Origin of the sequence: Aureispira sp. CCB-E (genome assembly GCF_031326345.1) — a bacterium.
Lineage (GTDB): Bacteria > Bacteroidota > Bacteroidia > Chitinophagales > Saprospiraceae > Aureispira.
In genome coordinates this window covers 801,352-825,119 of the sequence record NZ_CP133671.1, presented here as the reverse complement: position 1 = coordinate 825,119, position 23,768 = coordinate 801,352, and the positions used below count along the sequence as shown (strand labels likewise).

General features: G+C 35.2%; 21 protein-coding genes. 9 read left to right on the top strand and 12 right to left on the bottom strand.

Annotated features, from left to right (window positions below; translation table 11 throughout):
- Positions 1–121: 121 nt before the first annotated feature.
- The 5 genes from QP953_RS03230 (at position 122) to QP953_RS03210 (ending at position 5,023) form a co-directional block, all read left to right on the top strand.
- On the top strand, positions 122–2,266 hold the full coding sequence (locus QP953_RS03230; protein WP_052597988.1) for a S9 family peptidase: 2,145 nt from the start codon (positions 122–124) through the stop codon (positions 2,264–2,266).
- 166 nt (positions 2,267–2,432) lie between these two features.
- The gene (locus QP953_RS03225) at positions 2,433–2,822 is read left to right on the top strand and encodes a hypothetical protein (protein ID WP_052597987.1); all 390 of its coding nucleotides are present in this window, start codon (positions 2,433–2,435) and stop codon (positions 2,820–2,822) included.
- 264 nt (positions 2,823–3,086) lie between these two features.
- Complete coding sequence (locus QP953_RS03220) at positions 3,087–4,013, top strand: glycoside hydrolase family 73 protein (RefSeq protein WP_231512808.1); 927 nt, start codon at positions 3,087–3,089, stop codon at positions 4,011–4,013.
- Between the two features lie 31 nt (positions 4,014–4,044).
- A complete protein-coding gene (locus QP953_RS03215; protein ID WP_052597984.1) occupies positions 4,045–4,488 on the top strand; it encodes a hypothetical protein in 444 nt (147 codons plus the stop codon).
- A gap of 295 nt (positions 4,489–4,783) precedes the next feature.
- The gene (locus QP953_RS03210) at positions 4,784–5,023 is read left to right on the top strand and encodes a hypothetical protein (RefSeq protein WP_052597983.1); all 240 of its coding nucleotides are present in this window, start codon (positions 4,784–4,786) and stop codon (positions 5,021–5,023) included.
- Between the two features lie 100 nt (positions 5,024–5,123).
- Here the strand turns inward: QP953_RS03210 and QP953_RS03205 are convergent, their stop codons facing one another.
- The 5 genes from QP953_RS03205 to serS all read right to left on the bottom strand — a co-directional run bounded on the left by QP953_RS03205 (position 5,124) and on the right by serS (position 10,412).
- Positions 5,124–5,543 carry a hypothetical protein gene (locus tag QP953_RS03205; protein ID WP_052597982.1) on the bottom strand — a complete coding sequence of 140 codons (420 nt, stop codon included), beginning with the start codon at positions 5,541–5,543 and terminating at the stop codon, positions 5,124–5,126.
- A 99-nt stretch (positions 5,544–5,642) separates the two neighbouring features.
- On the bottom strand, positions 5,643–6,419 hold the full coding sequence (locus QP953_RS03200) for a hypothetical protein (RefSeq protein WP_052597981.1): 777 nt from the start codon (positions 6,417–6,419) through the stop codon (positions 5,643–5,645).
- A 409-nt stretch (positions 6,420–6,828) separates the two neighbouring features.
- Positions 6,829–7,710 carry a hypothetical protein gene (locus tag QP953_RS03195; RefSeq protein ID WP_309553949.1) on the bottom strand — a complete coding sequence of 294 codons (882 nt, stop codon included), beginning with the start codon at positions 7,708–7,710 and terminating at the stop codon, positions 6,829–6,831.
- Positions 7,711–7,987: 277 nt separating this feature from the next.
- Complete coding sequence (gene ribD, locus QP953_RS03190) at positions 7,988–9,058, bottom strand: bifunctional diaminohydroxyphosphoribosylaminopyrimidine deaminase/5-amino-6-(5-phosphoribosylamino)uracil reductase RibD (protein WP_309553948.1); 1,071 nt, start codon at positions 9,056–9,058, stop codon at positions 7,988–7,990.
- 79 nt (positions 9,059–9,137) lie between these two features.
- Entirely contained in the window at positions 9,138–10,412 is a 1,275-nt protein-coding gene (gene serS / locus QP953_RS03185; RefSeq protein ID WP_052597978.1) for a serine--tRNA ligase, read from the bottom strand.
- 996 nt (positions 10,413–11,408) lie between these two features.
- On the opposite strand from serS, the gene rho reads away from it, so the two are divergent.
- From rho to QP953_RS03165, 4 genes are all read left to right on the top strand, one after another.
- Entirely contained in the window at positions 11,409–13,076 is a 1,668-nt protein-coding gene (gene rho, locus QP953_RS03180; protein WP_309553947.1) for a transcription termination factor Rho, read from the top strand.
- Between the two features lie 134 nt (positions 13,077–13,210).
- Complete coding sequence (locus QP953_RS03175) at positions 13,211–14,203, top strand: hypothetical protein (protein WP_309553945.1); 993 nt, start codon at positions 13,211–13,213, stop codon at positions 14,201–14,203.
- Positions 14,204–14,257: 54 nt separating this feature from the next.
- Positions 14,258–14,686: a hypothetical protein gene (locus QP953_RS03170; RefSeq protein WP_052597975.1), complete on the top strand. Its 429-nt coding sequence runs from the start codon at positions 14,258–14,260 to the stop codon at positions 14,684–14,686.
- A 142-nt stretch (positions 14,687–14,828) separates the two neighbouring features.
- On the top strand, positions 14,829–15,296 hold the full coding sequence (locus tag QP953_RS03165; RefSeq protein ID WP_309553943.1) for a hypothetical protein: 468 nt from the start codon (positions 14,829–14,831) through the stop codon (positions 15,294–15,296).
- Positions 15,297–15,390: 94 nt separating this feature from the next.
- Here QP953_RS03165 and QP953_RS03160 read toward each other — a convergent pair whose 3' ends face one another.
- The 7 genes from QP953_RS03160 to QP953_RS03130 all read right to left on the bottom strand — a co-directional run bounded on the left by QP953_RS03160 (position 15,391) and on the right by QP953_RS03130 (position 23,482).
- The gene (locus QP953_RS03160) at positions 15,391–15,861 is read right to left on the bottom strand and encodes a ribonuclease H-like YkuK family protein (RefSeq protein ID WP_052597973.1); all 471 of its coding nucleotides are present in this window, start codon (positions 15,859–15,861) and stop codon (positions 15,391–15,393) included.
- A gap of 328 nt (positions 15,862–16,189) precedes the next feature.
- Positions 16,190–17,605 (bottom strand): rod shape-determining protein RodA, encoded by a 1,416-nt coding sequence (rodA, locus tag QP953_RS03155; protein WP_052597972.1) that lies wholly within the window; start codon positions 17,603–17,605, stop codon positions 16,190–16,192.
- Positions 17,606–17,663: 58 nt separating this feature from the next.
- A complete protein-coding gene (mrdA, locus tag QP953_RS03150; protein ID WP_052597971.1) occupies positions 17,664–19,532 on the bottom strand; it encodes a penicillin-binding protein 2 in 1,869 nt (622 codons plus the stop codon).
- A 163-nt stretch (positions 19,533–19,695) separates the two neighbouring features.
- The gene (locus tag QP953_RS03145) at positions 19,696–20,190 is read right to left on the bottom strand and encodes a hypothetical protein (RefSeq protein WP_052597970.1); all 495 of its coding nucleotides are present in this window, start codon (positions 20,188–20,190) and stop codon (positions 19,696–19,698) included.
- Positions 20,183–20,983 (bottom strand): rod shape-determining protein MreC, encoded by an 801-nt coding sequence (gene mreC / locus QP953_RS03140; RefSeq protein ID WP_309553941.1) that lies wholly within the window; start codon positions 20,981–20,983, stop codon positions 20,183–20,185. The genes QP953_RS03145 and mreC overlap by 8 nt, the downstream gene beginning before the upstream one ends.
- A gap of 228 nt (positions 20,984–21,211) precedes the next feature.
- On the bottom strand, positions 21,212–22,246 hold the full coding sequence (locus QP953_RS03135; protein WP_052597968.1) for a rod shape-determining protein: 1,035 nt from the start codon (positions 22,244–22,246) through the stop codon (positions 21,212–21,214).
- Between the two features lie 357 nt (positions 22,247–22,603).
- The gene (locus tag QP953_RS03130; RefSeq protein WP_309553939.1) at positions 22,604–23,482 is read right to left on the bottom strand and encodes an alpha/beta hydrolase; all 879 of its coding nucleotides are present in this window, start codon (positions 23,480–23,482) and stop codon (positions 22,604–22,606) included.
- Positions 23,483–23,768: the final 286 nt, after the last annotated feature.

Below are 23,768 nucleotides of genomic sequence, written 5' to 3'. Positions count from 1 at the left end.
CTTTAGTAGAAATTGAATTCAAATCTGGTATTTAGTTTGTATATTTGATCAATACAATGCGTTATAAGAAATCTCAAAATTTCATAGCCCATTCATTTATTTCAACAAGAAAAATAACACCATGAAAAATAGTTTTTTCATCCTTGCCTTTTTAAGCATTTGTTATACAGCAACTGCGCAATTAAAAGATATTACTATTCCTCAAATCTGGGAAGACTATAAGTTTTACCCTAAAATGGTTCCTGGATTTAATTTCATGAATGATGGTAAACATTATTCGGTTCAAAAGAGCAGCGAAATTATCCAATATGACTTGACTTCTGGCGAACAAACACAAGTCATTTATAGTGCCAAGGACATCAACTTTTCTAGCTATACTTTTAGTGCTGATGAGAATAAAATTGTTTTAGAAACAGATAGAGAGCAAATTTATCGCCGTTCCTCTAAAGCTAATTTTTATGTTTGGGATCGAAAAGCAGAAAAATTAACCCCTGTTTCTAAAGAAGGCAAACAACGTTATGCAACATTGGATGCTAAAGGAAACAAAATTGCTTTCGTTCGTGGCAATAACCTATTTTACAAAGAAGTGAACGCCTCTAAGGAAGTTCAAATTACAACAGATGGAGCGCAAAATAAGATTATCAATGGCGCAACAGATTGGGTGTACGAAGAGGAATTTGCAATGTCTAGTGCTTTTGTATGGTCTCCTGAAGGTACTAAAATTGCCTTTTTACGTTTTGATGAAACAGACGTTAAGGAGTTTACTTATACATCTTATAACAATGAGTTATATCCTATTTATAATACCTTCAAATATCCCAAAGCAGGAGAAAAAAACTCGGATGTAACGGTTCATATTTATGACTTGGCAACAAAGAAAACAACAAAAGTACAAGTAAAAGGAGAGAAAGATCAATACATCCCTCGTATTAAGTGGATTGATGACAATCAACTTTGTGTGACTCGCCTCAATCGCCACCAAAATGATTTGACCTTATTAATCGCCAATCCTAAAACAGGCAAGACAAAAGTTTTGCTACACGAGGAAAACAAGTACTTTATTGATGTACATGATAATTTGACTTTTTTAGATAATAATGAGTTTATTTGGACGAGCGATGACGATGGCTTCAACCACATCTACCTTTACAATATGAAGGGCAAAAAAATACGCCAATTAACCAAAGGTGAATTTGACGTCATTCGCTTTTATGGTATTAACAAGACCACCAAAGAACTATTCTTTCAAGCAGCAGCAGAAAGCGCTATGAATAGAGGGGTTTATAGCACAGCACTGTCAGGTGGCAAAATGAAAGCTTTACATACAGAAAAAGGAGTTAATAAGGCACAATTTAGCAGTACGTTTGATTACTATGTCAATACGTATTCTAATGCAACGACTCCCCCTACTTATAAAGTTTATGAAACTAAAAACAACCAACTTGTTCGTACCATAGAAGATAATCAATATCTGAACAAGCAACTAAAGGAGTATAACATGGGCAAACATAGCTTCTTTGAATATACCAACACCGATTCAGTGGTGCTGCATGGTTGGATGATTAAGCCTGCTAATTTTGATCCAAACAAAAAATATCCTGTCTTTATGTATGTATACGGAGGGCCTGGTCGCCAAACGGTCATGGACGAATGGGGCGGTCAAAACTATATGTGGTTTCAAATGTTGGCTCAACAAGGGTACATCGTTGTTTCGGTTGATAATAGAGGGACAGATGCTCGTGGAGAAGCATTTCGTAAATCTACTTATATGAACTTGGGTGGACTAGAGACAAAAGATCAAATTGAAGTCGCTAAATTTTTCGCCAATCAATCCTATGTCGATCCTAATAGAATTGGAATATTTGGATGGAGTTTTGGTGGTTATTTATCCACCTCTTGCCTAGCCAAAGGAGCTGATGTTTTCAAAATGGCAATTGCTGTAGCTCCTGTTATCAACTGGAAATGGTACGATACCATCTATACCGAACGTTTTATGCGTACCCCTAGCGAAAACGATAAGGGATACGAAGATAACTCTCCCATCAATTTTGCAGGACAGATCCGAGGCAAATATCTCTTAGTACATGGAATGGCTGATGATAACGTGCATTTTCAAAACGCAGCTGAAATGGCAAGGGCTTTGATCAACAAGAATATTCCTTTTGAAGAGGCTTACTATCCCAATAAAAATCATGGCATTTATGGTGGGTACACTAGATCGCACCTATATAATAAAATGACCAACTTTGTTCTAAACAATTTGTAAAATAACAATTATCGTTTCTAAAAGTAGGAGAAGCATTCGTTAAAGGGGCTTCTCCTACTTTTTTTTAGAATGACCACAATCATCTCTAGAAGTGACTTTTATCAACAATTTGCACCATCTCATAACCTATCTTTGAGTTATTAATTAATGCAAAAACAAACAAGTCATGAATACGATAGCTGCAAAAACCGAACATAAGACATTACCTCAAAAAGATGTCACTACTAAAACAGCAACAACAACTACAACCAACAGAGGTATTATTGAACGATACTTGGATTTTTGTGACAATCAAATGAAATATAGAATGACTTGGTTCTTATTTCCTGCTTTAATTCTACCTTGTTTGTTTATGCCTCTAGCTATCTATACAATGCTAAATTTTGGTGGAGCTGGAATTGGATTTTCTATTTATCTATTTGGTGGTATGTCACTGTTTATAGCAGGCATGGTTGCCAATGTAGGTAATTTGACAACTCGAGTAACGATTTCTTTATTTTTTGCTGCTGCGTTGTGGAATATCTTATTTCCTCTTATTAGTGTTATGATGGGCTAGATACACAGTCTGCTAAGTTTAATAAGAAATAATTTTGTAATTTTTAGAGCCCTTTCGAGGGCTCTTTTTTATTTACAAATACATTTTTTTGTTTCAAAATTTTCAAAAAACACCCTAACAAACCTCCAAAAACACTATCAAATTTATTTTTTGCACCTTTTTAAAACATTTTGTTTTTGATTTCTTTTATTTTTAAAACATTTTGTTTTATATTTGTAATGTGATAACAAAAAGACATTATAGACAATATAAAATGCATTAATTATGATGATAGTAAACAAAAATTTGCCCGTAGTGGTAAAACAAGCCGTTGATGATAGTCTACAAAGAATCAAAAATCTAGCAAAGCAACTATGGCTGCGTGTCGCATTCTTTATTTTAATTGTTTTGGTATTAACGCAGAAAGAATTTAGCTTCCAATTTACCATTGGCAATGGGACAGCTCAACAAACAGCTAGTGTTGTCGAAACACCTCCGCCATCACAAACCCCACAAAATACTGTAGCTCCTTATGCTACAACAGTATCTAGTACAACTGCCTCTAAAGACAAAAAATGGTGGGAAACCATTCGTGACGAAAGCAAAGATATTCGCTCTCAAATGAATTTAGCCAATGCTGCTACAGCAGTAGGTAGTGCTTTAACAGAAGAACAAAAGAAGAAGGCTGCTCAATACTCTAACTTAGGTTTTATTTTGAATCCCAACTTTGCAAAAAAACACAACGTAGATCCACAAATTGTAGCCGTTAAAAACAAGATTTGTACAGATTATATTGCTAAATATAGTGTAACAGCCAAAGAAGAAGCGGATTTGTTCAATATTCCTGCTAGCATCACCCTAGCACAAGGTTTGTTAGAGAGCAATGCCGGCAAAAGCTCTCTTGCCGCCAAAGAAAATAATCACTTTGGAATCAAATGCCGTAAAAAATGCCTTGGTTGTCGTTGTGCCAATTATACCGACGACAGTCGATACGATATGTTTAGAATTTTTGACTCTGCTTGGGAGAGTTTTAGAGAACATAGCAAGTTATTATCTAACACTCGTTACAAACACTTATCTAAATTAAAACGCACGGATTATAAAAACTGGGCACATGGTCTACAAGCAGCAGGCTATGCAACAGACAAAAGGTATGCATCCAAATTGATTGCCATTATTGAAGCATTGAATTTGGATCGATTTGACAAATAATTTTGATGGGCTACTATAATCTTTTTATACTATGATGATCCAAAAAATAACACGTTACTTTCAAAGGATAGGAATTGATTTTATAACGGACCCTGATCGCCAGGCATTGAGTTTTGATGTCAAAACGCCTGAAGGAGAATGGCAATGCTTAATTTTGGTAGGCAATAAAACTAAAAATAGCACGACCAATAAACGAGCGCTCCACAGCGGCATCGGTTTATACTCTACCCATCCAATGAAAGTTCCTCTAACCCTACGCAATCAAATGGCTCTTTTTTTAATGTGCTTAAATAGTGATCGTGTTTTTGGAAACTTTGAGTTAGATCCAGATTCTGGCGATTTGCATTTCAAGACCTATATTGATTTTGAAAATCGCTCATTCTCAGAAAAAACAGTTGAACGAAATTTATTGATCAACATTTCTATTATGGAACAGCACCTACAAAAAATAACCAAAATGATCAAGTGTGCTTAAAAAATTAAAAGCCAAGCTACTACAAATAACAGGTAGGCAACTTTTAAGCCCTTTTTTGCTTCTATTATAGGCAAAAAGGGCTTTCTTATTATTATTTTCGCTAATATTTCCAACCTTTTGACTATGGGGGACGTCCTATAAGAATCTTATAAAAATATTAACAGGTGTTATACAAAATAAAATTCCGAAAAAAAAATGACACCCATGCAACATTTAGACAAAAGGTTGCGTTTTCCATATAGTAGCAAATTTAATTTCAAACAGTTTATTTTTGAAAAATAAAACGACCCGGAAAATGAAGCATCAAATTACAAAAGAAGATTTAGTTCGTGATATTTATGGAGAAACTGATTATTTAGAAAAAATGGCTATCCAAAAAGCAAAACATTCTGATTCTAAAATCAAGGAAAATCACAATGCTTTAAAAAAAGCACAACAATTATTAGATGCAGTCGATATCCAACCACCTAGTTTTGTGGTCCAAAATATTTTAAATTACAGCAAAAGTTCTGAATTTGAAGCAGAGGCTGGATAAGAGTTGCTAAATCATCAAATCAATCTAAAAAAGGCTACTACTCCTTGAGAGTAATAGCCTTTTTTCTTCGTACAGTTACGTTGTTGCTTATTTGGTAGTCTTATTTTTTCTTATCCATCTTATTAACAATCTCCTCTACTTCCTTGGTCAACTTTTTCAAATCTTCTTTGGTTTGCTCCTCATCTATATTTTCTCCTTCTTTTGATTGTTCTACTTTTTCCTTAATTCGTTTGGTTTCTTGTACCAAATCCTGAATTTCGTCTTGACTATCCTCGCTCTTAGCTTGTTCTCGCAATCGATCCAACAAGGCTCCTAATTTATCAATAGAATCATCATAAGTACCTTCTTTAAATTTTCCGCTTTCGTGCTGAAAAATATTAAATATCCCTTGTACCGTTTCCTTAGCATTGCTAATGACCTCTTGCCCCATGGCTTGTTCTTGCTTCGTTCCAAAAAATTGAGTGTAAACTACCCAACCTACAATAAAAAAGAATACAAGACTTATTAACTTACCAATCATAATTACAGTTCGTTTTTATCAATTATTTACGTGTATTACACACATTCAACTTAAATTTCAACAATTAAAAAAAAATTAAAGTTCAACTAGCTTCAAAGACTATAATCGTCCTTTGGGTTGCTCTTTTTTATTCTTTCTTTGCTTGCGCTTATTGGGAGTAAATAAATAAGCTCTATCCTCATCGCTTATAAATGGAATTACAATTGAAACATTAAATCCAAAATGACTCATATCATCTTCTATTGCATCCATAGCAACGTTGGGCGTTTGGTTGAGCTCTGCTTCAAAATTACCGCTTTCTAAATAAGCATGTAACTGATAATAAGGGCGAATTCTCAACAAGTAATAATACTTATCTCTTTGAGATTTTTTTAGCAAGAATTTAATTTTGATGGCATAATCAATGTAAAACTCAGGGGCAATAACATATTTGTTAACAGGTGTCTGATAATCTCCTCCAAAAGAATAACGAATTCGTTGAGCCCCCAAGTGCATTGCAGCGCCAAAAGTAAAATAATGTTTAGGAAAAGGTTTGACCCCTGCCCGTGCCGTAGCCGACATATAATTGGCTACTACCTCTGCACTTTCTTTTAATTGATTAGGATTCGTACTTTTTTGACTAGAAACTAAATTTCCAAATCCTAGCTCTAAAACGGTATACTTGCTGTATTTTCCTGCTCCAAAACGATAGCCATGAAAGTTGTTTGTCAATGGTCCTATCGTGTGACTTTCTCTAGCATTAAAAGCATCTATCACCGCATTGGAGCCTTCCATATTTATTGCGCCATAATTATAGCCACCAAAAATATAATATTGCCCAAAAGAAGTGGGAATTACAAAAAAACAGAAAATCAGTACAATATAAATGCGTGTCATTTTAACTTGATTTATTAGTGATACTCACAACATGAATTTGATATAAGAATGTTTTTAATTCTTTTCTTACACAAATTTTAATTGTTGATTATCAATATTGGGGATAATATTTTTTATCATTACTTTGTCAAAACCATACAGTAGTAGCATAAAAAACTAATTGACAGCCAATTAAACTTACACCAATAGCACAAAGGCACTGCCCATGGAATAATCAGCAGAGTATTATTTTACAATAGTAGTCGTCCAGAAAAATTCTACAAACCACGAAGTAACACATAGGTCTGCTATAAATCATCTGTTAAGCTTTTTCTAAATACGAGTTGGGCAAATATACACAATTTATTGTACAAGAAAATCACCTAAGAGTTAATAAACAAGACCTTAGCACATAGCCTTAGTTCTCATTCTAAATAATCTCCATATTCGACAGAGCAATTAAGACAATTGCTGCTATTGACAATAAGATGCCGACCATGTTTAGCTTAGACAAATGCTCTCTAAACGACAAATACCCTACCAAGGCTGCTCCTGTTACAATTATAATATTACAAGAAGAATAAACCACTGAACCATCCATGCCACTATCTAAAGCATTTAGCATGAAATAAATGGAAAAATAATTGGGTACACCAAGTACAATTCCTCCTATGATATTTTTAAGTTTAATTTTTTCTCTAAAAATTATTAAACCAACCATGCCTACTACTCCTGCATTAGCAAATAAAATAATGGACTCATTGGCAGGTTTCATTTCATGAACAGCATGCAAATATTGTAATAATATTTCAATCAATGAACTTACTAGAAAGATAGATACTGGATAGAGTATTAACCATTTAGAAGATTGAGTATCTCCTTCTTGAGCCTTTTTTACTTTTTTATCTGGAATATTAATAAATACAACTGCAGAAAGTGCCAATAATATTCCTATTATTTTAAAGACATCATAAGGTTCACCATAATATAAGATAGCAAATGTGGCCGAAAGACCTAAAGACATTCGTTGTGCAACGGATGTAACTGCCATACCAAAATGGGTAACAGTTCTACTAATAAGGTTAAACCCACCCATAAACAAAAAACCAAGCCCAATCATAATAGGAAACCAAGGTTCCGTAATCATATCTTTTTCAAAAGGGACTGCCCCTAATGTAAGACAACCTGTAATAACGCAAATAAGATAGTTAAAAACAATCGCTTGATAACGATTTATTGAGTAGCGGTCGAACAACTTAAAAATAACCACAATGGTTATCGAGCAACTCGCTGATAAAAGTAAATAGCCCAAGATTTATTTTTTTTGTATTAAGAAGTTTGTCATCTGCTCATTTCACAATCTCTCACTAGACATAACTAGGTTGTCACTCGCCTATTCGTGAGTTTTATGACTTAGATTCGTTATGCTAGTACACAATTGCCCTTAGCAGATTATAAAAAATGAAGTTTTCTTTGTTAATACGCTGTTGCTTTTTTTAGGTTTTTAGGCTCAAGACAAAACACATCTCACTAATAACCAAACCAATACATTTTTTCTTCAACAGAGTAATGCTTGTGAATATTTCAATTTAAGATTGAATATAACTGGTGTCGTTTTGAGTAGCATTCACATAAGTTTTAACCCAGTTATCCCCTAATGGTTCTTCAAACTGTAAATATTGAGTTGGAATATTTGGCGCAATGACTCCTTCTCCAAGACATAAATTGCTACACAGAACTTTGGCTTCGTCCCACAAATTGGCAGCTATAAAACCTTGTAAAAGCTGTTGCCCTCCTTCAATCATGACAGATTGTATTTTTTGCTCATATAGGTATTCCAATATTGAAGGCAATAAGTTTTCATCAAAATCTAAAGTTACATAGCGAACGTTCTTTTGACTTGCCTGCTTTTTTTGTGCTGTAAATACCCAAGTTTCGATAGAACCATCAAACAAATATAAATGATCAGGTAAGCGTAATTGTCGATCTAAGACCAATCGAAGTGGAGATCGACCGTAAAACAAACGATTATTGAGTTGAGGGTTATCAATTAAAGCAGTATTGGTTCCTACCATAATAGCCATTTCCTCACTTCTCCACTGATGCACCAACCGTTTGCTCAATGCATTGGAAATAGCTATCTCCTTAGAGGGATCTCCCATAAACCCATCTTTAGATTGGGCAAATTTTAATAATATATAAGGTCGCTTTTTTTGAACGTTGGTAAAAAATCGTCGAACTACCCAAGATGCTTCTTGCTCTAATATTCCTACCACCACCTCAACACCTGCGGCTTTGAGTTTTTGAATGCTTTGCCCCGCAACTTTTTCAAATGGATCTTTGCAAGCAATCACCACTCGTGGAAACTTATGTTTTAGAATAAGCTCTACGCAAGGAGGTGTTTTGCCATAATGAAAGCAAGGCTCTAGCGTAACATAGATGGTAGATGCTGCCAATAACCTTAGGTCTTCAGGGCGTACAGAAGCTACTGCATTCACCTCTGCATGTCCTTCTCCACAACGCTCATGATAGCCTTCTCCTATAATTTTATCTTGATGCACAATAACAGCGCCTACCCTTGGATTTGGGGCATTGTGACCGCCTGCTCGATTGGCCAATTCAATGGCACGTTGCATATATAATTCGTCTTTTTCTTTCATGCTGCAAAAATAGAAAAAGCCCACTTGAAAATCAAGGGGCTTTTATTTTTTATTCTAGTATTTTGTCAACAGCTTCTATTTATTTGATCATATCAAAACCTGTGTATTTTTGCAATACTTTAGGAATTTTAATACCATCTTCTGTCTGATTATTCTCCAACAAAGTCGCGATAATACGAGGCAATGCCAATGCAGAACCATTTAAGGTATGCGCCAAGTGGTTTTTACCATCTTCTCCTTTATAACGCAATTTCAAACGATTGGCTTGGAAAGTTTCAAAATTAGAAACAGAACTTACCTCCAACCAACGTTTTTGTGCCGCAGAATAGGTTTCAAAGTCATAGGTTAAAGCAGAAGTAAAGCCCAAATCTCCTCCACACAATAACAAGATGCGGTATGGAAGTTCTAGTTTTTTCAACAAACCTTCTACGTGATTACACATTTCGGTAAGCGTATCATACGATTTTTCAGGATGTTGAATTTGTACCAACTCCACCTTTTCAAATTGATGCAAACGATTCAAACCACGCACATGCGCTCCATAAGAACCAGCTTCTCTTCTAAAACAAGGCGTATGACCTGTTAATTTTACAGGAAAATCCTTTTCTTTTAGAATCACATCTCTATAAATATTCGTCAGAGGAACCTCAGCTGTTGGAATTAAATACAAGTCATCGTTGCCAATGTGATACATTTGACCTTCTTTGTCAGGCAACTGACCTGTTCCACGAGCACTATCTTCATTTACCACATAAGGTACTTGGTGCTCAATATATCCTGCGTCTTGTGCTTCATCCAAAAAGAAACTAATCAAGGCACGTTGCAGTCTTGCCCCTTTACCTATATAGACGGGAAATCCAGCACCGGTAATTTTAGCCCCCAATTCAAAATCAATTAAATTGTACTTTTTGGCTAGTTCCCAATGCGGTAATGCTGTACCACTAACTTCTGGCAAATCTTGTCCCCAATCTTGCTGTACTTGATTGTCCTCATCTGAATTTCCAGGAGGAACGATTTCATTGGCACAATTGGGCACTTGCAACATCAAATCTTCTAATTGCGCTTTTATTTCTGTCAATTCATGTTTAAGACCGGCATTGATGGTTTTTAGCTCACTTCCTCGTTTCTTTTTCCCTTCTGCTTCTGCACCTCTACCTGTTTTATACAAATCCTTGATTTCAGCTGCAATTTTGTTTCCCTCTGCCAAATGTTCGTCCAATTCTTTTTGAAGGCTTTTGCGTTTGGAGTCTACTTGTATGATTTGGTCTAGAATAGAGAAATCTGTAAAATTTCTTATTTCTAAACTTTTGATTACTTTCTCTTTGTGTTCTCGAATAAAACTAACTGGCAACATTTCTTTTTATATTTATAATAGTATATAGTACGAGCTCCATTGCTCTATGTTAAGCTTCTTATTTTGAATATGCTTAAAAACTGTTTTTCTCAACTCATTTTTTAAACTATACTCTTGCGTTTTGATCCTTTTTGGACTTCAAAAAAGACTTTTTTTTAATTTTTTATGGATTAAATATAACTTATTACGAAGTTAAACGTTATTTTGAATAAAAATAGGTTTATTTAAGTATAAAATCCTGTTAATTTAGTTCTAAATCTAATATTTTTGCAAATATACTATTTGAATTCAAAAATTAAAGTGTACTTTTGCATCACTAAGTCAAGTAAAATCGACTTCCCTCAAAAAATCGTTAACCTCCCACTGTTATCAATTCAAAAAAATCATTTCTACATAGCTTGTAAATTTAAAACCACACTATTTAGTTCCATTCAACGAACTTTTTAATGATTTTATTTTGCATAACATCAAGCAAGGGAGTTTGCATTTATCTACAGTTTGTTCAACAATTTCATCTATTTGAGGTATGAATTTGGAGAAAACAATTGCTCTGCTATACATCAATGTTAGAGCAAAAGTGCAGCAAGCTGTTATTTAATTTTCTATAATTTGTTAGAAAGGTAGGTAACAACAATAAAGCAATTATATTCTCAATCGTTGAGATGCCTTTTCTGTTGCTTATACACCAAACTTCAACAAGTTATTGTATTTAGTTGGTAAGTCTATTATACCCCATAAGGAGCTCTTTGTTTGGTTGATTGTTGTTTTGTAAAAAAACAAAATTCCTCAACTATAACTTATAAGACTCCATGATAAAAAACCACAACACATAAACAAATAAAGTTTGCTGTTTTGTGTGGACAATAGTTTGATTATATAAAAAACAACAATTATTTAATCTATCAAGTCTTATCGTAGTTACATGGTTAATTACATATACTTAATAGTATAATTTTCATTGATTTATTCACTTAATTTCATTTAACCTACCTTTGTATGTACGACATACTTCAATTAAATCAGATGCTCGTTCCTGAGCTAAGAGAAATAGCTGAGACGCTGGAGATGAAAGGATATAAGAGACTCACCAAAAAAGAGCTGATTTATAAAATCTTGGACTTCCAAGCAATTAAAGGAGATACTATCTCTACTTCAACAACTCCTACAGAAGAAAAAAAGGTTGCAAAAACAACCCGAACTAGAACACCTAGGACAACAAAAACTCAAAAAGTTGCTGTTGCTGAAAAGGAAAAGTCAAAAGTTGAAAAAACTTCTAAGACAACAGAAGAACCAACAAAACGTAGAAGAGTTCGCAAGACAGAAAACAGAGAGTCAGCAGATACTAACACAACCAATAAAGAAACGGAAGTCGCTAAAAAGACTGAAGAGAAAAAAGTTGCTGTTCCAGAAAAGAAAGAAGAGCGTTCTACTCCTCGTAACAATACGAATAGTAATAGTAGTAATAACAAAAAGGAGCCTAAAAAACCTAGAAGTACCTCTCATAAAGAGAAATTCAACAAATCTGCTAAGTTTAATATTGACTTAGATGGTGTTGTATCAGGAGAAGGTGTGCTAGAAATGATGTCAGAAGGATATGGCTTTTTGCGTTCTTCAGACTACAACTACTTAACCTCTCCAGATGACATTTATGTTTCGCCTTCTCAAATCAAGTTATTTGGCTTGAAAACAGGTGATTCTATAGAAGGAGCCATCCGCCCTCCCAAAGAAGGGGAAAAATATTTTGCCTTGCTAAAGGTTGAAAAGATTAATGGTTGGAGTCCTGAAGAAATTCGTGACCGTGTTCACTTTGATCACTTAACACCTTTATTTCCTGAGCAAAAACTAAATATTGTTCAGAAGAGTAAACCCAATTTGTATTCTACTCGTATCATGGATTTGTTTACTCCTATTGGGAAAGGTCAACGTGGTCTTATTGTTGCCCAACCCAAAACAGGTAAAACATTCTTGCTGAAAGATGTCGCTAATGCTATTGCAGAAAATCACCCAGAGTGTTATTTGATTATTCTATTAGTCGATGAACGCCCAGAGGAGGTGACAGATATGCAACGTAGCGTGCGTGCTGAAGTTATTGGTTCTACTTTTGACGCTCATCCAGAAAATCACGTTCGTGTTGCCAATATTGTTTTGGAAAAAGCAAAACGTATGGTAGAATGTGGGCATGATGTTGTCATCTTATTAGATTCTATCACGCGTTTGGCAAGAGCTCATAATACAGTATCTCCTTCTAGTGGAAAAGTATTGTCTGGTGGTGTGGAAGCGAGTGCATTGTTAAAACCTAAAAAATTCTTTGGGGCAGCTCGTAATATCGAAGATGGTGGTTCTTTGACTATCTTAGCGACAGCCTTGATTGATACTGGTTCCAAAATGGATGAGGTTATCTTTGAAGAGTTTAAAGGTACAGGTAACTTAGAATTGCAATTAGACAGAAAATTAGCCAATAGACGTACTTATCCTGCTATTGATTTGACCAAATCAAGTACGCGCCGTGATGATTTATTGCATCACCCAGATGTTATCAATAAAATGATTATCCTTCGTCGCTATCTTGCAGATATGAAAACAGAAGAAGCAATGGACTTTTTATTAAGTCGCATGAAAGGCACACATAGTAACGATGAGTTTTTGCACTCTATGACTAAATAATAAGATAGAATTCCAAAATGAATGCCTCTCGATTTTTTTGAGAGGCATTTTTTTATGTCACCAAATGATCAGATTTGGTATTAGATTTGTGCGTTTTAATTTACAACACTATTCACACTTCTTTATATTCCCACATGAACAGTATCTACATCTTTGCAGGCTTAATTGGTCTGCTTTTAATTCCTTATTTGACTCAAAATCCCTTTGATTGGCACCAGGCTCAAGTTCTAAAAGAAGGGTCAACAACCTATTATATCATTCCAGAGCTAGAGTTGAATACCTTTCAAGAAAACTCCTCCCATTTGTTTACGATTGAGCCTGTTCTCGAAGCATCATCTCAGAAACAGAGTTTTCAATGGGGCAAAAATACAGAGCGCATACAAACTCGTGTGGCAGAACTTCGCCAAGAATCGAGTATGTTCAATCAAATTTTAACCCATTTAGAAGAATCTGAATATCCTTATTCTATTAATAATACGCCTGTCAAAGATGCTTATGGTACTTATTCTTCTAAAAACGGTACGCTCAAATTTGGGGTAGACCAAATGCATGATTTTTTCTTTGATGCCACTATTATCGAAGAATTTGCCCACGCTTATCAAGCTCTTTATTATAATTATACGCATGGGCGATACCGTGCCAAGCGAGAACAAGAAAGCTTGCAGCAAGGCAAAGACTATTCTAAAGCTAGAAAAAAAGGACTTTTAAACTGGAAAAAATTTGGTCAAAAACATGCTTTTATCGAAAGTGAGGCAAAATTAATGACTTATTTTATTCAACATCAAACCTGTGGTATCTCGGTTCAAGATATTATAGATACAGATGATTATAATACTGGTGGAAAAGGACGGAAAATTATTCATCGTTATCTCAAGAGAAACACACTTTATTCCAATGGAACTACCACAAAACGTCTTGGGCACTTAGCTTTTTATTGGATAGATTTGCCTACCTTTGCTTTGTACCAACAGCAGTTTGTACAACATTGGCGTCGCAAAGCGCCTGGTTCCAGCTATACCATTGGCTACTTCTATCATAAACCTGACGCTTTAAACAACATTTATCAACCTATTTGCAAAGCAAGTCCTGCTCTAATAGATAAAAAACAAATGGTCATAAAACCATGAGTACATCTATTCTCTAGCCGTAAATTAGGTCCAAACACCTTTTAATTTCCCCCTATGAAAACGATACGTTTATTTATTCTATTGGTACTGCTTTTGGGTTATACCTTTGTATTTGCACAAAAAAAACTACACTGCAAAGAAACTGGTTTTTATAAAAAACCATTAAAAATATGTTTTCCTTCTTGTGTCAAAACCATATTAGAGGAACAATGTAGTGAAACACTAAAGGGCTTTACAGGACAAGTTGAATTTAAGTTAGTCATTTCTATTCCACAAGAAAAGGTCTTAAATACATACCTTTTTATTCATGACAAAAACGAACCTCTCAATCCTAAACAACGCATTAGTATAAAAAAGGCACTTAAAAATATCCCTTTATTATTCTTAGGGAAAGAGTCTAATGAACGACAAGCCAAGCCTAATTTTTTTTACAAAACGAGTTGGGTCTATTCAGTAATAGATGGTCATTTCAAAAGTTTGTGAATTTCCTTTTGTTCCTCTATCTAGAATTGATTATTTTTAACCAATACGGGGTTACGTTTTAGTTCTGTGTTATGCTCCATGAGATTGCAAGCTTAGTTTTTCATTCAATAATGTACTTCACCCAAAACATCAATACAACACAATGAATATTATTTACATCGTAAAAGCACTAATGATTGGTTCTATGGGAGCGGGAGGGTTTTACTTTCTTATTTCCTTTCTCTTACATTATTTTCCACTCCCCTTGTTTCTTAAAACACAAAACGTAGTCGATGCATGGGCTATAAAACATTACAAAACAGAAAAAGCATTGGATAAAATCTGGAATGTTGGAAATAAAGTTGCTCAAATTACGGTTACGCTTATGTGGTTGGTAATATTGGCTGCCTATGTCTATCTCTTATATCAAGTCTTGTCTTTTTATATTCCTATTGATAATAGGAGTACACTTTTTCTTTATTATTATTTAATTGCGATTGCCCTTCCTATCGTTTGGGTTTTATTTCGAATTGCTACGTACGCATGGGCTAAAAGAAAAGCCAATCAACTATCTCCACCTGTTAAAACACCTCCTCGAAAAACGCTTATTGAGCAAATGGAAGGTAAATAACTAGCTCCAATCTATAAATTGGGCAACAAAAAACAAAAAAGCTACCCTCAAATGAAAGTAGCCTTATATTATTATAAATCACTAATTTTTGCCATTAGCAGACTTTGTCTGCACAGCTAGAACTAGCAAAAGCATTTGGTTTTGCTTTAAATTCATAGCCCATTCCTTTGATATACCCCATAGCTTCTTTCAGTGCTACGTTTGATTTAAAGCTTGCATCTGTATTGATGTCGGCATGAATTTCTAAAGAAATAGCATACTTATCCCATATTTCAGATAGCTCGTAGGCTAGGGTTACCGATTTACTCACCTCGTGAATCATTCGTTCTTTGATCGCCATTTTTTGCGTTAGAATCTCGCTTTTTATAAACATAAAACCTCCTTTTCCTTCTCGCAAAAATACAATAACGGTCGCAAAGCCGATGTTTTTACCACGTACTTGCGAATCTGTTCCAATACAAATTTTTAGTTGGTGACCTGCTTCCAATTCTTTTTGAATGGTTTTTTCTACAGCTTCTTTGATAGGCAACAAAATTCTGCTCCCATTTAGTCTGCGCCAGCTCATGTCTTCTCAGTTTTGAAGTTAAAAAATACTTGGATGTATGTTTTATGCTATGCTCCTTCGAAGTTAACCACGAAGTTTTGTCGATAGGCTGTTATTTGTGATTAACAGCAATATTCGTTCCTTATTATTTATTGGTTTTCAATGTGTTTTTGATGTGACGTTCCTTGGTTAAACTCCTCTTTATAGAGATAAGTTCCAATTATTAAGTTATTTTTATGTCAACAGAATGTTAGGAAGTTGATGGCATGGGGGGATTCGTGTCAATATGGTAATCCATTGACATCAAAAAGATTAAGCATTTTTTTGTTAAAATGTGTGTATTTCGAGTCTATCGAAACACAAATAAGCGGTTGCTATCTAATTTAATTAGCAAGCCCATTAGAATGGAGAAAGAGAGTAATGAGGAGCCTCCATAGCTGATAAATGGTAGTGGTATTCCAATAACAGGCACCAAACCTGTTGTCATACCAATATTGATAAAGACATGAAAAAACAAAATGCAAGCAACCCCTAACGCATAGTATTTTGTAAACAAAGAACGTTGGCGTTGTGCAATAAATAAAATACGTAAGATAAGCGCAAAAAAGACTAAAATAATAAAGGTTGTTCCAACAAATCCCCATTCTTCTCCAACAGTACAAAAAATAAAGTCTGTCGATTGCTCAGGCACATAGTCTAACTTGGTGCGCTCTCCTTGCAAAAAACCTTTGCCAGCCCAACCCCCAGAACCAATAGCAAATTTTGACTGCTCTACATTGTATAAAGGTCCCAAAGGATGGCATTTTTCTGGTCGGAGCCATACCCAAATACGCTCTTGCCTATGCCCTCCTATTAAGTTATTAACAATATAATTGACCGACGTAGAAAAAAGAATAGCCGCAGTTACTAAGAGCGAGACAAAAAAGCTGTTTTCCCATTTTTTATCCCCAATATTTACCAAAGCCAATACAACTAAAACTAATCCATTAACTCCTGTAATTAAAATATAACGACTCTCATCAAAAAATAAATACGTCAAAATAGCTTCTATAAGAATAAGCCCCAACCACAAATCTTCTTTTCGCCAAGATTTTAGCAGTACTATATTGCCAACCAACAAGATAGTATTAATAAGCCACCACGTTTCGTCATATAATAACGCAGAAATAGCCAAAGCCGCTACCACCAAACCTAGTATATAAATCCAAGCATCCATCCCTGCTCTGAATAGTAAAATAAAGAAAGCAAAATAAACTAGGGTTGATCCTGCATCTCCCTGTAAGAGGACTAACAATACAGGTAACAATACAATCCCTAGCGCAATCAATTTTGTTCTTAGTTCTTGCATTCGTGCAGTGGGCATTGCCAAATAGGCTGATAACATGATACAGGTCGTTACTTTTGCAAATTCGGAAGGTTGAAATCGAAAGCCACCTATATCAAACCAAGAAGTTGCTCCGTTAATAGGAGTGGTAAATAAAACAGCAATTAGCAAGAGGATAGTAATTCCATAAAAAACAGGCGCAAACGTTTGGTAAATCCTTAGCTCAACCAATTGAATTATTCCAACTAGCACCATTCCTACAGTAATCCACAACAACTGCTTCCCATAGTTTTTCTTCAAGTCGTACAAACTAGTAAATGAATCCTCATCCAAATAGCCTGCTGCAAAAATCATCATCCAACCACAAAAAACTAAGATTCCCCACAGTGCTATGGTAATCCAATCATATCCTCCAATATCTGAATCTCTACCTTGACGCATATACTCTATCTAAAATTAATTGTTTTGTTTAAATACTATTGTTCTTTGGATTATGAAATTAAGGAACAGAAGAGTACGATGGTTTTTCTCGTTTAACTAGATCCGCATTTAGCATCCTTTTTTCCAACGATTTTCGTTGAGGGCTTTCGATGCTTCCTTTTATGTATTTCTCAATCATCAAACTAGAGATTGGTGCCGCATAGGTAGATCCAAATCCTCCATTTTCTACATAAACAGCAATGGCAATTTTAGGATTTTCTCTAGGAGCAAAAGCAATAAACGTAGAGTGGTCTTTTCCCTTGTTATTCTCCACTGTTCCCGTTTTGCCACACATCGTAATATCGGGGATTCGAGAACGAGCTCCAGTTCCAGCAGTTACCACTCTTGCCATCCCGTCAACAACAGGCTCAAAATGCATGGGATGTACCTTCGTGTAATGTCTTTCTTTAAAATGATCCAATATTCCAGAAGTATCTCCTTCAAATTCTTTGGCAAAATGAGGGGTATAATAATAGCCTCTATTAGCAATAATCGCAGCCATATTTGCCATTTGCAAAGGAGTTATCAATAATTCTCCCTGTCCAATACCAACCGATACAGCTGTTGAGAACTTCCAAGTTCCTTTCCCGTGTTTTTTGTTATAATAAGCAGCCGTTGGAACGTGTCCAGATGCTTCGTGCGGCAAGTCAACCCCTAACGGTGCTCCTAATCCCCAACTGTGCAAATGTTCTGCCAGGCGATCCATGCCTTTTTCTGGATAGTAAAATCCATAAACATTGACCAACTCTCTAAAAGTTTGGCAATAATACTTGTTACAAGAATACTGAATGGCATTTCCCACATCATTAATAGCACCATGCCCATGGCATCCAATTCGCAATGATCCATAAATAAAGCCTCCACTACAAGACATTCCTCTATTGGGAGTAAGAATTCGTTCTTGCAAACCAATTGCCGATAACGTAGTTTTAAAAATAGATCCTGGTGGGTATTGTGCCATTAAAGCACGGTTGAACAAAGGAAACAAGGAGTCGCCTTGCAGTGCCTTAAAAGCCTCTTTTCGGTTTCTATTGACAGCTAAAATAGCAGGGTCATAAGATGGAGAGCTAACCATTGCTAATATCTCTCCTGTAGAGGGCTCAATTGCAACAATTACCCCTGTTTTATTTTGCATCAATTGCTCTCCATATGCTTGTAACTCCAAATCTATCGAAGTGATTAAATCATAACCTGATACGGCAGCTTCATCCAATGCACCTTCTTTATACTTCCCTTTTCGTTTCCCCCATTTATCTTTTAAAACATGCTCTACTCCTCGAATACCTCTCAACTGTTCCTCATAAAACAACTCTAAACCACTCGTTCCTACATATTCCCCTCGTTGATACAGACCATTGGATTCTTTGATTTTCTTGGGGCTAACCTCACTGATATACCCCAACATATGCGCCCCCACATGTGCAGGATACCCCCTAACGCTCTTTAGTTGGCTTTCAAAACCAGGGAATTCGTACAAGCGTTCTTCAATAGAGGCAAATTTGTCTCCTGGAATCTGAGTCAAAAAATCAAAAGGTTTGCGCTGTGAAAAACGGCGATCGCTAAAATCCTTGTTTAGATTGGCATAAAACGTACTATCTGTAATTCCCAATAGTTTACAAAAGGCAGCTGTATCGATGTTCGCTTTGCGAACTTGGTTGTAGGTTGCTTTCAAATCATACATCGCCAAATTATAAACCAATAACTCCCCATTTCTATCTTTGAGAGCGCCTCTAGATGGGTATAAGGTTACTGCCTCTCGGTAACTATGCTGTTGCTGATAAGACTTGTCCCAAATTTGTATTTGAAAACATTTAAACACAAGCATAGCAGCACAAATTACAAATGCAACTTGCAATACCTTCTGTCTATCTTGATACAAATCTTGCATATAACTTATATTCGTTTAATTTAATGTAGTGCGTCTACTTACTTTTGCTCAAGTAATACACCTTTATCCATTGAATTAGTAGTTAGCTTTGTACTCTCTACCGCCATGAGCTCACATAGCTCGGTTCGCTGCTACTGCTTGGTTTCAACGACCTATTGTTGAGTTATTCTTTGGGATTGAATAAGAATTGATATAAAATAATGATTAGCATTGATAAAGCGTAAATTAAAATCCAGATTAACAACCGCAACCAAGAAAAAAGACTCAACTGCTCTAATGTTACGACCCAGATCGTATGCCATAACATCAAAATACTACTATACTGTATAAACCATCTTGTTCCTAGGTTGTATTTTGTAGGAGCTTTTCCTTTTTCATAACCTCCTCTTGGTTCTAAAATTGCTAAGACCAATGGTCGAGCAGCAGCAACAGCTACTGCTGCCGAAGCAAATAAACCTGGTGTGTTGTAAAAAGCATCAATACACAAACCATAGATAAACGCCAACAACAAGACCAAGCCATCTATCATTCCCACAGGTAATAATAAGATAAAGACAGGATAAATATAGATATCGACACTATCTACTCCTTTCAGAATAAACTGTATGATAATCAACAAAACAAATCGAATAAAATTGGCTCTAATTAAACTAGTCATTGATTACCTCCTCTTCTAATTTTAATCGTTCTTCTTTTAATAAATCGGATACTACATATACATATTGTGTACTATTTAAGTCATTAAACAAGGCTACTTTAATGCTGTAAAAGTTCACTCCAGGAGGGTGGTAAAAACTATCAATTGTTCCTATCAATATTCCTTCTGGAAAAATAGTCGAATAGCCACTTGTAACAATTGTATCACCTTTATGAATCGTAGCATGCTTGGGGACAGATTCTAAGTTCATATAACGAGAATCTAAACCATCCCAAACCATAACACCAAAATTATTATTTCCCAAAATTTTGGCACTAATTCGTGTATCTAGATTTAAGATAGACATCGCCACTGCATAATTTCGGCTCACTTTCTGTACGACCCCAACAATGCCCATCCCATTGCCATTCAAAACCCCCGAATTAGCTTTTAAGCCTTGTGCAGCCCCTTTGTTGATCGTAATAAAATTTCTAGGTCGATGGATTGTATTGTTGACAACTTTGGCGTCATGGTATCGATAATATTGCTGCAAAGTAGTATCTTTTATGGTGTTGGTCTGAATCAAGGAACTAAACTTTGAATTTGGCAGCCGCATTTTTAATTCAGCATTTTCTCTTGCCAAACTATCATTAACCGCAGAGAGATTCCAATATCGTGCTACTCGACTAGTCGATTCATAAACACCACCAATCAAACCATTGGCTGAGCTTAAAAAAGCTTGTGTATTTGCATTACTATTTCTTGTAAAATAAATCGACAATGCAATCACCTCTAATAGAAAAAAGGCAAACACACCATTATATTTTATAAAAAATAAGAATATCCGCTGCATAATGTACTAAATCAGATAGGTAGGAAACGAAAACCATCCACCCTTACAATAGGATCGTTTTATCAAAGCTTAAGATGGAGGTAGAGTTTTTTTAAAAAAATTGCCGAATTTACAACACTAAAAAAAGGGTGGCAAATTCGGCAATTGTGGCTATTGGTAACCAAAGCTTTTTTTGATCATCAGCTTTAATTACATATTCTTGTGTGTAATCAAGAAAGAGTATTTAACTCTATTTTTAAGTGCAATACCTGTACCACGAACAACAGCACGAAGAGGATCTTCAGCAACATGTACAGGTAATTTAGTTTTTTGAGCAATACGCTTGTCCAATCCCCTCAACAAAGCTCCACCACCAGTTAAGTACAACCCTGTTTGATAAATATCCGCAGCAAGCTCTGGAGGCGTATTTTCCAATGCTTTTAGAATAGCATCTTCAATTTTTGAGATAGATTTATCCAAACAATGGCTGATTTCATTATAAGAAACCATGATTTGTTTTGGAATACCAGTCATCAAGTCTCGACCATTAACCGCATAATCTTCTGGTGGTACTTCTAACTCATGCAAAGCAGCACCAACATTAATTTTGATTTGCTCAGACGTGCGTTCACCAATCAGTAAGTTGTGTTGACGACGCATATAATTCATAATATCAACCGTAAACTCGTCTCCTGCTGTGCGGATAGATTGATCACAAACGATTCCTGCTAGTGCAATAACAGCAATTTCTGTCGTTCCACCTCCAATATCTATAATCATGTTTCCAATCGGCTCTGTTACATCCAATCCAATTCCCAAAGCAGCAGCCATTGGTTCGTGAATAAGATACGTTTCTCTAGATCCCACATGCTCTGCCGAATCAAATACAGCACGTTTTTCTACTTCTGTAATACCAGAAGGTATACAAATAACCATGCACATATTTCGAAACAGCCTGCGTCGATTGGGAATCATATCAATCATACCTTGAATCATACGTTCTGCTGCCTCAAAATCAGCAATAACTCCATCTTTCAGAGGGCGAACAGTACGAATCATTTGGTGGGTCTTCTCATGCATCATCATTGCCTTTCGACCAACAGCAATTACTTCGTTGGTATTTCTGTTAACGGCAACAATAGACGGCTCATCAACAATTACTTCATCATCAGCAGTAATTAGTGTATTAGCGGTCCCTAAATCTATGGCTATTTCTTGCGTAAAAAAACTGAAGAAATTTTTCATTCTTATCTATAAAAGGATTGAGTGTTTGCGAAACTAGTTTAAATTGATCGTGTATTCATCTAGGGGTCTAAACTTAAGTCAGTTTCTATTAAATTAGTATTTCTTTTTCAAGTTGTTACGATAGTCGTCTTATTTAGCACAAATTTACCAATTATAAGTAGTTCAACAAAAAATTAACCTACATTTTTGGTATAGTTTAGGATAATAATACTTTGTTAATTTATAGAGTCATTAATCCTCTATTTGACACAAAATAAAACGATCAAACTATTACTTGTTATAAATAAGTTACTAAAAGTAACTTATGGTGGTTCATCTTTTTACATAATAAGACTTTTTGTTGATAAATTAGTCTTACTAGTACTTTTTCTCATTTTTATTACCTTTTTTTTTCAAAAAGGATAAACTTTCTACAATCAGTTCTTGGGTATGCTTAGGCAAATGGTTTTTATCAAAAGGATGCTGTCCTCCAAAAACATGATTGGCACCATCAATAAGACATAATTCTGCATTGGCAGCATGTTCTAACAAGTAGTTAGCAGCGTCTACAGGTACGGCAGGATCAGCACTTCCATGTACAATCAAATACGGTTTGTTCAAATCTTGCAAAGTATTTTTGATAGACAATCGTTTGGCATTTTTTTGATAATCTTCAAATAACTGATAATAAAGTGGCATATTTTGTTTGGTTCTACCATTCAATACATAATAAACACCATCTTTTTCCCATTGTTTTATTTTTTCTTCTTCCTGCTGCCAAGCATAATTCAACTCATGTACCCCTGCCCACGTAATGACTCGTTGCACATAATCATTTTCTTTGGTAGCAATTAGCGCAATTGGTCCTCCTCTACTATGTCCAATTAGATTAATATCCTTGGTGTTCCAATTAATTTTTGAACGCAATTCTTGTGCTTGAACAATCCAATCCAACACAGTTTGCAAGTCATCTAATTCCTTACTATAATTATTTTGCCCAAAAGCCTCCAAGTCTACAAAATCAAGAGGATTGTCTGGTGTTGTTCCATTGTGTGAAAAGTTGAACTTTACAAAACAATATCCTGCTTCTACAAACTTTTTAGCAATTGCTTCCCAATGCCCCCAATCTTTGAAACCTTTGAATCCATGAGCAAAAACAAGAATGGGTAAAGGAGCAATTGAAGTTTTCCAGTAGATATCTACAGGAATTGACTTTCCGTATTTACCTTTTAATAAATGGTTGTTGATTTGATCCATTTGATTCTATTCTTAATGCTTTACAAATTTCTTACTTAAAGGTAATTTTTTTCTTATTTTTCACGACCTTTTTTGGGTTTGTATTATTAAACGGTTCATAACTTTAGTAACTGGTCGCTCTAGAGTTTAACGGAATTAAACGCAGCACTTAATTTAGATTTCAAGCACTGACATCCCGCACAACAAAGCACTGATATTCAACAACAATTGTTTATTTCCTCTTACTTTTTAGAATAATTTGCTAAAACCATATTAAGGAAGCAAAAAATCAATCGTATAAAACCAC